The sequence below is a fragment of the Cedecea lapagei genome (assembly GCF_900635955.1).
Classification (GTDB): Bacteria; Pseudomonadota; Gammaproteobacteria; order Enterobacterales; family Enterobacteriaceae; genus Cedecea; species Cedecea lapagei.
Window position 1 is genome coordinate 1269942 of record NZ_LR134201.1, and the last position, 12676, is coordinate 1282617.

At 57.9% G+C, this 12676-nt stretch carries 11 protein-coding genes and 1 pseudogene; 10 read left to right on the forward strand and 2 right to left on the reverse strand.

The window, feature by feature from the left end:
• The first annotated feature begins 23 nt into the window (after nucleotides 1-23).
• The 5 genes and pseudogenes from aroC to EL098_RS06290 all read left to right on the forward strand — a co-directional run bounded on the left by aroC (nucleotide 24) and on the right by EL098_RS06290 (nucleotide 3614).
• Nucleotides 24-1108 (forward strand): annotated as a pseudogene (gene aroC, locus EL098_RS06270) (chorismate synthase).
• A 4-nt stretch (nucleotides 1109-1112) separates the two neighbouring features.
• Nucleotides 1113-1937, forward strand: a complete 825-nt coding sequence (mepA, locus tag EL098_RS06275) for a penicillin-insensitive murein endopeptidase (RefSeq protein WP_126355465.1) — start codon at nucleotides 1113-1115, stop codon at nucleotides 1935-1937.
• Nucleotides 1938-1948: 11 nt separating this feature from the next.
• Nucleotides 1949-2746: a sulfite exporter TauE/SafE family protein gene (locus EL098_RS06280; RefSeq protein WP_126355466.1), complete on the forward strand. Its 798-nt coding sequence runs from the start codon at nucleotides 1949-1951 to the stop codon at nucleotides 2744-2746.
• Between the two features lie 16 nt (nucleotides 2747-2762).
• The gene (locus EL098_RS06285; protein ID WP_126358364.1) at nucleotides 2763-3311 is read left to right on the forward strand and encodes an elongation factor P hydroxylase; all 549 of its coding nucleotides are present in this window, start codon (nucleotides 2763-2765) and stop codon (nucleotides 3309-3311) included.
• A gap of 27 nt (nucleotides 3312-3338) precedes the next feature.
• Nucleotides 3339-3614 (forward strand): YfcL family protein, encoded by a 276-nt coding sequence (locus EL098_RS06290; RefSeq protein ID WP_126358365.1) that lies wholly within the window; start codon nucleotides 3339-3341, stop codon nucleotides 3612-3614.
• A 63-nt stretch (nucleotides 3615-3677) separates the two neighbouring features.
• Here the strand turns inward: EL098_RS06290 and mnmC are convergent, their stop codons facing one another.
• Nucleotides 3678-5714 carry a bifunctional tRNA (5-methylaminomethyl-2-thiouridine)(34)-methyltransferase MnmD/FAD-dependent 5-carboxymethylaminomethyl-2-thiouridine(34) oxidoreductase MnmC gene (gene mnmC, locus EL098_RS06295; protein WP_126355467.1) on the reverse strand — a complete coding sequence of 679 codons (2037 nt, stop codon included), beginning with the start codon at nucleotides 5712-5714 and terminating at the stop codon, nucleotides 3678-3680.
• A gap of 122 nt (nucleotides 5715-5836) precedes the next feature.
• On the opposite strand from mnmC, the gene fabB reads away from it, so the two are divergent.
• Together fabB and EL098_RS06305 are read left to right on the forward strand one after the other, a co-directional pair.
• Nucleotides 5837-7054 carry a beta-ketoacyl-ACP synthase I gene (gene fabB, locus EL098_RS06300; protein WP_126355468.1) on the forward strand — a complete coding sequence of 406 codons (1218 nt, stop codon included), beginning with the start codon at nucleotides 5837-5839 and terminating at the stop codon, nucleotides 7052-7054.
• A 223-nt stretch (nucleotides 7055-7277) separates the two neighbouring features.
• Nucleotides 7278-8459, forward strand: coding sequence for an MFS transporter (locus EL098_RS06305; RefSeq protein ID WP_126355469.1), 1182 nt, complete (start codon nucleotides 7278-7280; stop codon nucleotides 8457-8459).
• Nucleotides 8460-8515: 56 nt separating this feature from the next.
• Here EL098_RS06305 and flk read toward each other — a convergent pair whose 3' ends face one another.
• Complete coding sequence (flk, locus tag EL098_RS06310) at nucleotides 8516-9520, reverse strand: flagella biosynthesis regulator Flk (RefSeq protein ID WP_126355470.1); 1005 nt, start codon at nucleotides 9518-9520, stop codon at nucleotides 8516-8518.
• A 114-nt stretch (nucleotides 9521-9634) separates the two neighbouring features.
• Between flk and pdxB the strand changes: the two genes are divergently transcribed.
• The 3 genes from pdxB to truA all read left to right on the forward strand — a co-directional run bounded on the left by pdxB (nucleotide 9635) and on the right by truA (nucleotide 12669).
• Nucleotides 9635-10771 (forward strand): 4-phosphoerythronate dehydrogenase PdxB, encoded by a 1137-nt coding sequence (gene pdxB / locus EL098_RS06315; protein WP_126355471.1) that lies wholly within the window; start codon nucleotides 9635-9637, stop codon nucleotides 10769-10771.
• Between the two features lie 69 nt (nucleotides 10772-10840).
• Nucleotides 10841-11854: an aspartate-semialdehyde dehydrogenase gene (locus EL098_RS06320; RefSeq protein ID WP_126355472.1), complete on the forward strand. Its 1014-nt coding sequence runs from the start codon at nucleotides 10841-10843 to the stop codon at nucleotides 11852-11854.
• Complete coding sequence (gene truA / locus EL098_RS06325) at nucleotides 11854-12669, forward strand: tRNA pseudouridine(38-40) synthase TruA (RefSeq protein ID WP_126355473.1); 816 nt, start codon at nucleotides 11854-11856, stop codon at nucleotides 12667-12669. Before EL098_RS06320 ends, truA begins: the two co-directional genes overlap by 1 nt.
• The last annotated feature ends 7 nt before the right edge of the window (nucleotides 12670-12676 follow it).

Sequence of the window (12676 nt, forward strand, 5' to 3'; positions counted from 1 at the left end):
ACAACGGTGATTAAGGAGCCGTGATGGCTGGTAACAGTATTGGACAGGTTTTTCGCGTAACGACATTTGGTGAATCCCACGGCATCGCGCTGGGCTGCATTGTTGACGGCGTGCCGCCGGGCATCCCGCTGACCGAAGCCGACCTGCAGCACGATCTCGATCGCCGCCGCCCGGGCACCTCGCGTTACACCACCCAGCGCCGCGAGCCTGACCAGGTAAAAATTCTCTCCGGCGTGTTTGAAGGCGTGACGACCGGCACGAGCATTGGCCTGCTGATTGAAAACACCGATCAGCGCTCCCAGGATTACAGCGCGATCAAAGACGTGTTCCGTCCGGGGCACGCGGATTATACCTACGAACAAAAATACGGCCTGCGTGACTACCGTGGCGGTGGCCGTTCGTCCGCTCGTGAAACCGCCATGCGCGTAGCTGCCGGTGCGATTGCCAAGAAATACCTTGAGCAGAAGTTCGGCATTAAAATTCGCGGCTGCCTGACGCAGATGGGCGATATTCCGCTGGAAATTAAAGACTGGGAGCAGGTTGAACAGAACCCGTTCTTCTGCCCGGATCCTGATAAAATTGAAGCGCTGGACGAGCTGATGCGTGGCCTGAAAAAAGAGGGCGACTCTATCGGCGCGAAGGTGACGGTTGTCGCTGATAACGTGCCGCCGGGCCTTGGCGAACCGGTATTTGACCGCCTGGACGCGGATATTGCCCATGCGCTGATGAGCATCAACGCGGTGAAAGGCGTGGAAATTGGCGAGGGCTTCGGCGTGGTGAACCTGCGCGGCAGCCAGAATCGCGACGAAATCACTAAGCAGGGTTTCCAGAGCAATCACGCGGGCGGCATTCTTGGCGGCATCAGCAGCGGCCAGCAGATTGTGGCGAATATGGCCCTGAAGCCAACCTCCAGTATTACCGTGCCGGGCAAAACCCTTAATCGCGAAGGCGAAGAGGTGGAGATGATCACCCGCGGCCGTCACGATCCGTGCGTGGGATCCGTGCAGTACCGATCGCCGAGGCGATGCTGGCCATCGTGCTGCTGGATCACCTGCTGCGCCAGCGCGCTCAGAACGCTGACGTTTCTTCCCCGCTGCCTCGCTGGTAAGACGATGAATAAACTCCTGATCGGGATGCTGGCGCTGGCCGCCAGCGCTCAGGTTTTGGCGGCTACGCCGTGGCAAAAAATCGACCATCCGATTGCCGGTAGCGCACAGTCTATCGGCGCGTTTTCCAACGGCTGTATCGTTGGCGCTCATGCGTTGCCGCTTGAGGACGCCCGCTATCAGGTGATGCGTCCGGATCAGCGCCGCTACTTTGGCCACCCCGATCTGGTGATGTTTATTCAGCGTCTGAGTAATCAGGTAAATCGGCTCGGCCTTGGCACGGTGCTGATTGGCGACATGGGCATGGCGGCAGGTGGACGTTTTAGTTCCGGCCACGCCAGCCACCAGACCGGGCTGGACGTCGATATCTTCCTTCAGCTGCCAAAATCCCGCTGGACGTCAGCGCAATTGCTGCGGCCACAGGCGTTAGATTTGGTCGCCGCGGACGGCAAGCGCGTAGTGTCGTCGCTGTGGAAGCCGGAAATCGACAGCCTGATTAAGCTCGCGGCCAAAGACAATGAAGTGACGCGTATCTTCGTGAATCCGGCCATTAAGCAGCGGCTTTGCGAAGATGCAGGAGCCGATCGCGACTGGCTGCGTAAGGTGCGTCCGTGGTTTGCCCACCGCGCCCATATGCACGTCCGCCTGCGCTGCCCGGCTAACAGCCTTGAGTGCGAAGATCAGCCTCTGCCTCCTCCGGGAGACGGCTGTGGTGCCGAGCTGCAAAGCTGGTTCGCGCCGCCTGCACCGGGCAGCACGCCACCGAAAAAAACGACGCCACCGCCGCTGCCCGCCTCCTGTCAGGCCCTTTTAGATGAGCACGTTCTTTAACGGATAATTTGATGGAATGGTTTATGGTTTCCCCGTTGCTGCTGGTGGCGCTCTTTTTTGTCGCCCTGCTGGCCGGGTTTATTGATGCCCTTGCGGGCGGGGGCGGGCTGCTTACGGTGCCGGCTTTGCTGGCTGCGGGTATGTCTCCTGCCCAGGCGCTGGCGACCAATAAACTTCAGGCCTGCGGCGGATCGGTTTCTGCTTCTCTCTATTTTATCCGCCGTAAGGTGGTCAACCTTGCCGATCAGAAACTCAATATTCTGATGACCTTTATCGGCTCCACCTGCGGTGCGCTGCTGGTGCAGCACGTGAAGTCCGATATTCTGCGTCAGATCCTGCCGCTGCTGATTATCGGCATCGGGCTCTATTTTCTGCTGATGCCAAAGCTCGGCGAGGAAGATCGCCAGCGTCGCCTGTACGGCCTGCCGTTTGCCTTAGTGGCCGGTGGCTGCGTAGGCTTTTATGACGGTTTCTTTGGCCCCGGCGCGGGGTCTTTCTATGCGCTGGCGTTTGTGACGCTTTGCGGCTTTAACCTCGCCAAATCTACCGCCCATGCAAAAGTGCTTAACGCCACGTCAAACCTTGGCGGGCTGCTGCTGTTTATCATCGGCGGCAAGGTGATTTGGGGAACCGGCTTCGTGATGATGGCCGGCCAATTTTTAGGGGCGAGGGTAGGGTCACGTCTCGTATTGAGTAAAGGGCAGCAGCTGATTCGACCGATGATCGTCGTTGTCTCGGCGGTGATGAGCGCGAAGCTGCTGTATGACAGCCATGGACCGGAAATTCTGCGTTGGTTAGGGATAGCCTGAAATGAATAACGTAACGATGAGCAAAAAGCACCACTACCAGGAGCTGATCGATGTTTTCGACAGCTGCTTCCTGGAAGAGTTTAACACCCGCCTGATCAAAGGCGACGATGAACCCATCTATCTGCCCGCCGATGATGAGGTCCCGTATAACCGCATCGTCTTTGCGCACGGTTACTACGCCAGTGGAATGCATGAAATCTCTCACTGGTGCGTGGCCGGCAAAGCGCGCCGCAAGCTGGTGGACTTCGGCTACTGGTATTGCCCGGATGGACGAGATGCGGAAACCCAGGGCAAGTTCGAGGATGTGGAAGTGAAGCCGCAGGCGCTGGAGTGGATGCTTAGCACCGCAGCGGGCTTTCCGTTTAACGTCAGCTGCGACAACCTGAGCGGTGATTTCGAGCCCGACCGCATTGCTTTCCAGCGTCGGGTCCATGCCCAGGTTATGACTTATCTGAAAGAGGGGATCCCAGAACGCCCGGCACGTCTGATTGACGCGCTGAGAGCATATTATGGCACCCCTGCGCTGGACGCCGGGCAGTTTGCCTGGCCAGAAGACCTAAACTAAAAATCACCTGTATGAAGAGGATGTATGATGATCGCGGAATTTGAGTCACGTATTTTGGCGTTGATTGACGAGATGGTGGAGCACGCCAGTGACGACGACCTGTTTGCCAGCGGTTATCTGCGTGGGCACCTTACGCTGGCCGTGGCCGAACTGGAAAACGGCGACGCACATCAACCAGAAGCGCTGCACGTCGTTGTGACCGACAGCCTGCAAAAGGCGATTCAGGCCGGTGAGCTGTCACCGCGCGATCAGGCGCTGGTGCTGGGGATGTGGGATACGCTTTTCGAGAAGGCGAGGTTTTAAGGCCGACCCTCTCCCTAAAAGGGAGAGGGGATAAAACATCTCAGAAGGCCCGTTAGGGGAAAATTACTTCACCGCTTTTCCTTTCAATAACTTTCTCACCCAAAGCCGGTTAGGGTTCAGCGCCGCGAGCGTGACGGCATCCATTGGAATCGGCTCTTCGCTCATTTGTGCAGCCAGAATCTCTGACGCCAGCGGCGCGCTGCAAAGTCCTCGCGATCCCAGCGCACCCAGCATATAAAGGTTGTTGTACACCGGAGACGGCGGTGCATTTTCACGATCTCCTGCCAGCCCGGCGTACTGCTCAAGCGTGGCCTCATAATCCGGGACACAGCCTACCATTGGAAGGTGATCGCGTGATGCGCAGCGCACGCCGCAGCGGGCTTCGTTCGCTGACACGTCCACTTCTTTTGCCCATTCGGCGTTCGGTAAACAGTCGAGCAGCCGCTGGCGATTATGCTGCTGGTCTTCTTCGTTCCAGGCCATTTCATCCCGGCCACGATGATAGCTGGCGCCGATGCAATGCTGCTGGTTTTGCGGATTCACCGGCGTCAGGTAGCCGTCGTAGCACAGCACCTGGCGGAGCTGACTTAAGCCCGGCGTGGTAGGAATATGGCTGACCTGGCCGCCCACGGAATACACCGGCAGGCTTTGCGTTTGTGTAAACCGGCTGACTTGATGGCCGTTGGCCAGCACGACGGCGCTGTGATGGGCCGCCTCCTGCTGAGCTAAATCTATCTTCCAGCCGCCATTCTCTGCCGTTAAGTCGGTCACCCGGTGTCCATAATGAATCTTCAACCCTTGCTGTTCGGCCAGCGCCAGAGCGCCGGCGGTAAGCTGTGCCGGGTAGAGCCAGCCGCCCAGCGGATAGCTGATGCCACCGCACCGCGTGTCCACGCCACAGGTTTCCGCTACCGTTTCAGCATCGACGGCCTTCGCCAGTAAGTCTGGCAAACCCAGGCCGAGCATCTGTTCGATTTTATGGGCGCTTTTGTCATCCCAGGCGAGCTGGGTAACGCCGCACCAGTCATGGTCAAACGCTATCGGAAGGGCGTCGTACAGGCGGCGGGCAAAGGTGAATGCCGCCGGGAAAAAGGTGGTTAACGCCGCATCATGCGCGGTGAGCAGCGGGTAAAGTGCCCCCTGGCGGTTGCCGGATGCGCCCTGGGCTGGGGCTTCATCTTCGCAATACAGAGTGACCTTCCAGCCTCGACGCAGCAGCGCCAGGGCGAGCAGGGCGCTGGCAATGCCGCCGCCAACAATAGCGGTTTCGCGTTCAGGCGTGCCGGGACGGGCGTACCACGGCGCGCGGGCCGGAGTTTTTACCGGCTCCTGCAGCGACCCGACAAGCATCTCACGTTTGCGGCCAAACCCTTTGCTGCGCGTGACGGTGAAGCCCGCCTCAATCAGCCCACGGCGTACAAAGCCTGCGGAGGTAAAGGTCGCCAGCGTGCTGCCGGGGCGAGCCATGCGAACCATCGTCTGGAACAGCTGCGGCGTCCACATATCCGGGTTTTTAGAGGGCGCGAAACCGTCAAGGAACCAGGCATCTACCTGCCCGTCCAGCGTGTCATCCAACTGAGATATCAGCTCGTTAATATCGCCAAACCAGAGATCCAGCGTCACGCGCCCGCCGTTCAGCAGCAGGCGGTGGCAGCCGGGCACGGGCTGCGGCCACTGTTGCTGAAGTTCGGCGGCAAAGCGGCCGAGTTCAGGCCAGTGCTGATGGGCCAGCGCCAGGTCGGGGGCGGTGAGGGGGAATTTTTCAAAACTGATAAAATGCAGCCGTTTTAAGCAGGCATCCTCACGTTTCACATAAAATTCATCGAACGCCTGCCATAAAGTCAAAAAGTTAAGGCCGGTGCCAAAACCACTTTCCGCGACCACAAAGAGCGGTCTTTCGTGGGTTGCAAAGCGTTCAGGGAGATGGTTTCCGCCGAGGAACACGTAACGCGTCTCTTCCAGTCCGTTATCGTTAGAGAAGTAAACGTCGTCAAAATCTCGGGATACAGGTGTACCTTCTTCGTTAAAACCGAGGTTGGCGGATTGTATAGGGGAATGTTTCACGTAAGTTGCTCGTCTGACAGGCAGTGGCTCGATCATAACGGTGTGAGCGGAGCGGCGCAAATTTCCGCATAATTTGGCTGATCGGACTTGTTCGGCTTACAACTGTACGCTATTGTGCCACACGAAATCCTACATAGTGCAGTGAACGAGGTATTTGAATGAAACGTGCAGTGATTACTGGCCTGGGCATTGTTTCCAGCATTGGTAATAACCAGCAGGAAGTCCTGGCATCTCTGCGAGAAGGACGCTCCGGGATCACTTTCTCGGAAGAGTTTAAAGAAGCGGGAATGCGCAGCCACATCTGGGGTAACGTCAAGCTGGATACTACCGGTTTGATTGACCGTAAAGTGGTTCGTTTCATGAACGATGCCTCTATCTATGCCTATCTTTCCATGCGTGAAGCGATTGCTGATGCTGGTCTGAGTGAAGAGCTTTACCAGAATAACCCGCGCGTTGGCCTGATCGCCGGCTCCGGCGGCTCTTCTAAAGCGCAGGTTTTCGGTGCTGACGCGATGCGTAGCCCGCGTGGCCTGAAAGCGGTAGGTCCTTACGTTGTGACCAAAGCGATGGGCTCTGCGGTTTCCGCCTGCCTCGCAACGCCGTTCAAAATCCACGGCGTAAACTACTCCATCAGCTCCGCCTGTGCGACTTCTGCGCACTGCATCGGTAACGCGGTTGAGCAGATCCAGTTGGGCAAACAGGACATCGTTTTTGCTGGCGGCGGCGAAGAGCTGGGCTGGGAAATGGCCTGTGAGTTTGATGCGATGGGCGCGCTGTCCACCAAATACAACGAAACCCCGGATAAAGCTTCCCGCACCTATGACGCAAACCGTGACGGTTTCGTTATCGCTGGCGGCGGCGGTATGGTGGTGGTAGAAGAGCTGGAACATGCACTTGCACGTGGCGCGCATATCTACGCTGAAATCGTTGGCTACGGCGCAACGTCCGATGGCGCAGACATGGTTGCTCCATCAGGCGAAGGCGCGGTGCGCTGCATGAAGATGGCGATGCACGGCGTTGATACCCCAATCGACTACCTGAACTCCCACGGTACCTCTACTCCGGTAGGCGACGTGAAAGAGCTGGGTGCGATTCGTGAAGTGTTCGCTGACCGCAGCCCGGCTATCTCCGCGACCAAAGCTATGACCGGCCACTCTCTGGGTGCGGCAGGCGTGCAGGAAGCCATCTATTCTCTGCTGATGCTGGAACACGGCTTTATCGCGCCAAGCATTAACGTGGAAGAGCTGGACGAGCAGGCTGCCGGCCTGAACATCGTCACTAAAGCCACCGATGCGACGCTGACCACCGTGATGTCCAACAGCTTCGGCTTCGGCGGCACCAACGCCACGCTGGTGATGCGCAAGCTTAACGCTTAATGACCATAATGATTCAGAATGGGGTGCCTGCGGGTGCCCCATTTTTTTGCCCATTGTTCAGCATTGACAGCCGGTTAACCGGGAGGCACTATGCATTTCCCTCCATTATCGTTTTGATAATGCGTAAGCGTTTAACGTTAACCAACGCACCCTGTATCTGAACACTCAGAGGCAAGGGCGCGGGTTAAGTAGCGCCTTGCTCTGAATTTATGGAGTAAGCAGTATGTCTTCGGTATCTGATACCTCCCTTAAAACGTCGAAATCGGCAAATACTTCGCTTTTCAGAATTACCTTTGCGGTATTTCTTACCTATATGACGGTTGGCCTGCCGCTGCCCGTGATCCCGCTTTTTGTTCACCAGCAGCTTGGCTACGGCAACATGATGGTTGGCGTGGCGGTGGGCATTCAGTTTCTTGCCACCGTTCTAACCCGAGGCTACGCCGGGCGGCTGGCCGACCAGATGGGGGCCAAACGCTCCGTCCTGCAGGGAATGTTTGCCTGCGGGCTGGCGGGTGTTGCCTATCTCTTCGCCGCATTACTGCCGGTCGAGCCGGCGGTAAAGTTTGGCCTGCTGATTGTGGGGCGGCTGATTCTTGGCTTTGGTGAAAGCCAGCTGTTGACCGGGAACCTGACCTGGGGATTAGGGCTGGTTGGCCCCGGACGTTCCGGCAAGGTGATGTCCTGGAATGGCATGGCGATTTACGGCGCGCTGGCCGCCGGGGCGCCGCTTGGCCTGATGCTCAACGGCCAGTGGGGTTTTGTTGCGCTGGGCGTGACGACCCTTGCTCTGCCGCTGATTGGCCTGCTGTTTAACGGCACCGTCAAACCAGTGCCTGCCCATAAAGGCGAGCGGCCTTCGCTGTTTACCGTCGTTGGGCTTATCTGGCAGCCGGGGCTGGGGCTGGCGCTGCAGGGCGTAGGTTTTGCGGTTATCGGCACCTTTGTTTCGCTCTATTTTGCCGCGAACGGCTGGGCGCATGCGGGCTTCACGTTAACGGCATTCGGCGGCGCGTTTGTTCTGGTGCGCGTGCTGTTCGGCTGGATGCCCGACCGCTACGGCGGCGTGCGCGTGGCGCTGTTTTCTCTTGCCGTTGAAACGGTTGGGTTGCTGCTGCTTTGGCACGCGCCTGGCGCCTGGACTGCGTTACTGGGCGCTGCGCTGACGGGCTGCGGCTGCTCGCTGATCTTTCCGGCGCTTGGCGTTGAGGTGGTTAAGCGCGTTCCACCTCAGGTTCGCGGCACCGCGCTGGGCGGCTATGCGGCATTCCAGGATATTTCATACGGCGTTACCGGGCCGCTTACCGGCATTCTGGCTACTTCCATGGGGTATTCGTCGGTGTTTATGGCGGGGGCAATTTCTGCGCTGCTGGGGATTGTCGTAACGCTGGTGGCGTTCAGAAAGTAGTTTTGCTTGTTGCCCATTTTCCCCCTCTCCTTTTGGGAGAGGGGTGAGGAAGGGATCTAGATCACCAGCCAGAGCAAAATCATCACCACGAGCAGAGCAATCAGCGCCAGACCGGGCCTCGCGCTCAGCGCTTTTATCGGTTCGACAATCGCGCTGAACATCGGGTTGTAGATTGGCTGGATATCCCGCACTTCCGCCGCGCCCGGCTGGCGTTCTGCACGCTTTAAAAATACCTGGTTAAGAATGTCCTGAACCTGGGCAGTCGTCAGCACGGTTTGTGGCGTAGCCTGGAAGCGCTGCTGGCTGTAATCCACCATCTCTTTCCACTCCTGCGGCTCAAGCGGCTGCTTGAGTGCGGCCTGAACGCTGTGCAGCGTCGGCGCAGGCTGCTGGCTAAGGGTTTGTCTTGCCTGTAGCCAGGTGGTCAGCAAAGCAAAATGCTTAGCCGGAATTAATTCGCCGGTTTTCACGCCCGAAAGTTCAAGCATCGACTGCCAGATTTGTTTGCCGGGTTCGCCCGTCGCCGCTGCCAGTTTGGTGACAAGCTGGTTCAGGCTGTTGTGTTCGGCCGGCAGGAGAGGGCGGTCGGTGGCCGGGCGCTGTTGCGGCTGAGGAATCGCAAGCTCGTTGTTTTGCAGCAGCGTCAGCACGGTTTTTAGCTGATCCTGCGTCAGCTGGCTCAGCGCCGTCTGGCCAAACTGCTGGCGAATAAAGTCGCTCACCGCCTGGCGGTTATTACCCTGCGGCAGCAAATCGCTCAGCTGCTGAATAATCTGGCGCGTCGCCAGCGTGTTTTGTGCGCTGGTAAGGCGTTGATTGAGGTTTTGCTCGGCGGCAGGGAAATGGCGAGACAGCAGCGGGGCATCGTTTTTCAGCCCCAGATCGTGTTTAAGGCCGGCCCAAACCTCGGCGCTCTGCTGCTGGCTTAGCGCAATGATCCGGGTGATCAATCGCTCCAGCACGGTACGTTGCTGGGTGGAAAGCGGCTGTTCGCCGGCGGCAGAAGGTGCGGAGGGAGGTTCCCCCGGAGGACGCGGCGTGGCGCCCTGAATGGGTTGCATTATTAAATGATCCTTAAGTACGACAAAACATTCGCGAGTAGTTCGTTATGCCCGGACGTCAGATTATGGCACACTATCCGGCCTTATCTCGACGATTAACAGACAGGTACTCAGGTGAAAATCCTCGTTGATGAAAATATGCCCTATGCCCGCGAGCTTTTCAGCCGCCTGGGTGAGGTTATTGCCGTGCCGGGGCGTCCGATTCCGGTGGATGCGTTAACGGATGCTGACGCGTTGATGGTGCGTTCGGTCACGAAAGTGAATGCCGAACTGCTGGACGGTAAAGGGATTAAATTTGTCGGGACGGCAACGGCCGGAACCGATCACGTTGATGAAGCGTATTTGCAAAGCGCCGGGGTAGCTTTCTCTGCCGCCCCAGGGTGTAACGCGATTGCCGTTGTTGAGTATGTTTTCTCGTCCTTATTAATTCTGGCAGAACGCGACGGCTTTGAGCTGAAAGATCGTACTGTCGGTATTGTCGGCGTCGGTAACGTCGGTTCCCGCCTGCAGGCTCGTCTGGAAGCCTGGGGCGTACGCACTCTGCTGTGCGATCCGCCGCGTGCCGATCGCGGCGACGAGGGCGATTTTGTGGCGCTGGAAGCGCTGGTACAGGATGCCGATATCATTACCTTCCATACGCCGCTGTTTAAATCCGGTGAGTATAAAACGCTGCACCTTGCCGACGAGGCGCTGATTAGCCGCCTCAAGCCTGGCGCTATTCTGATTAATGCCTGTCGTGGACCTGTCGTAGACAACGCCGCGCTGCTGAAGTGCCTAAAGGCCGGGCAGAAGCTGAACGTCGTGCTGGACGTCTGGGAGCCGGAGCCGGACCTCAACGTCGAACTGCTGGACAAGGTGGATATCGGCACCGCGCACATTGCGGGCTATACGCTTGAGGGCAAGGCCCGCGGAACCACGCAGGTGTTTGAAGCCTTTAGCCATTTCATCGGTCAGTCTCAGCAGGTAGCGCTGGATTCGCTGCTGCCCGCGCCGGAGTTCGGCCGTATTACGCTGGCGGGTCCGCTCGATCAGCCAACGCTCAAAAGACTGGTTCATCTGGTGTATGATGTGCGCCGCGACGACGCCCCACTGCGTAAGGTAGCCGGTCAGCCTGGCGAATTCGACAAGCTGCGTAAAAACTACCTGGAGCGCCGCGAGTGGTCATCGCTTTACGTACAGTGCGATGACGCTGCTGCAGCAAACATGCTGCAAAAGCTTGGTTTTAGTGCGATTCATCATCCGCTGAGCTAGCTTTTATCTTCTGGCTCCCTGAGGCGGCGTCTCGGGGAGCGTCTGTTCTATTTTCTGGAGTAAACCAACATGTCTGAAGGCTGGAATATTGCCATTTTAGGCGCCACCGGTGCCGTGGGCTCAGCTTTGTTTGAACTGCTTGCTGAACGTCAGTTCCCGGTTGGTGAATTGTATGCCCTGGCGCGAAGCGAGAGCGCCGGTGAAAACCTGCGTTATGAAGGCAAAACCATTATGGTGCAGGATGCGGCAGAGTTCGACTGGACTCAGGCCCAGCTGGCTTTCTTCGTTGCGGGCGTTGAAGCCTCAGCACGCTATGTGGAAGAAGCCACCAACGCCGGCTGCCTGGTTATCGACTCCAGCGGCCTGTTTTCCATGGAGCCGGACGTGCCGCTGGTGGTGCCGGACGTGAACCCGTTTGTGCTGAGCGATTACCGCAACCGTAACCTGGTTGCCGTGGCGGATAGCCTGACCAGCCAACTGCTGAGCGCCTTAAAACCGCTTATCGAGCAGGGCGGTCTGTCGCGTATTCAGGTGACCAGCCTGCTGTCTGCCTCCGCGCGCGGTAAAGTCGCCGTAGACGCGTTGGCCGGCCAGAGCGCACGCCTGTTGAACGGTATTCCTGTTGATGAAGAGGATCTGTTTGGCCGCCAGCTGGCGTTCAACATGCTGCCGCTGGTGCCTGACGCCGAAGGCAGCGTGCGCGAAGAGCGGCGCCTGGTCAATGAAGCGCGTAAAGTGCTGCAGGACGACGGCCTGATGATCTCCGCAAGTCTCGTGCAGTCGCCGGTGTTCTACGGCCACGCGCAAATTGTCAACTTTGAAGCGCTGCGCCCGCTGGCGGCAGAAGAAGCACGCGATGCGTTCGCCCAGGCTGAAGATATCGAACTGTCTGAAGAGGGCGAATTCCCGACTCAGGTTGCGGATGCGTCCGGCAGCGGCCATCTTTCTATTGGCTGTGTGCACAACGATTACGGGATGCCGGAGCAGATTCAGTTCTGGTCCGTTGCCGATAACGTTCGCTTTGGCGGCGCGCTGATGGCGATAAAAACCGCTGAGAAGCTGGTGCAGGAGTATATGTACTGATGTCCGAAGTGCTCAGCGAAATTCCGCTTCATAAAATCGCGCTCGGCATTGAGTACGACGGCAGTAAATATTACGGCTGGCAACGTCAGAACGAAGTGCGTAGCGTGCAGGAAAAGCTGGAAAAAGCGCTTTCCCAGGTGGCGAATGAGCCCATTAACGTCTTTTGTGCAGGCCGCACCGATGCTGGCGTTCACGCTACCGGCCAGGTTGTGCACTTTGAAACCTCTGCCGTACGCAAGGACGCAGCCTGGACGATGGGCGTAAATACGAATTTGCCTGGTGACATCGCCGTGCGTTGGGTAAAAGATGTGCCAGCCGAATTTCATGCCCGGTTCAGCGCCACAGCTCGCCGTTATCGCTACGTGATTTATAATCATCGCCTGCGTCCGGCCGTGTTACAGCAAGGAGTAACCCATTTTCACCTGCCTCTGGATGCGGACAGAATGCACCGCGCCGCGCAGAGTCTGCTGGGAGAAAATGATTTTACTTCGTTTCGTGCTGTGCAGTGTCAGTCCCGCACCCCATGGCGCAATATGATGCACATTACGGTAAATCGCTACGGCGCATACATCGTGGTGGACATTAAGGCCAACGCTTTTGTGCATCATATGGTGCGCAATATCGTCGGCAGTCTGATGGAAGTGGGCTGCGGTAACCAGGATGAGACCTGGATGGCTGACCTGCTGGCAATGAAGGACCGAACAAAGGCCGCGGCTACCGCAAAAGCGGAAGGGCTGTACCTGGTGTCGGTAGATTACCCCGACCGCTTTGCGCTGCCGTGTCTCCCGATGGGGCCGCTTTTTTTAGCCGACTGATTGCTGC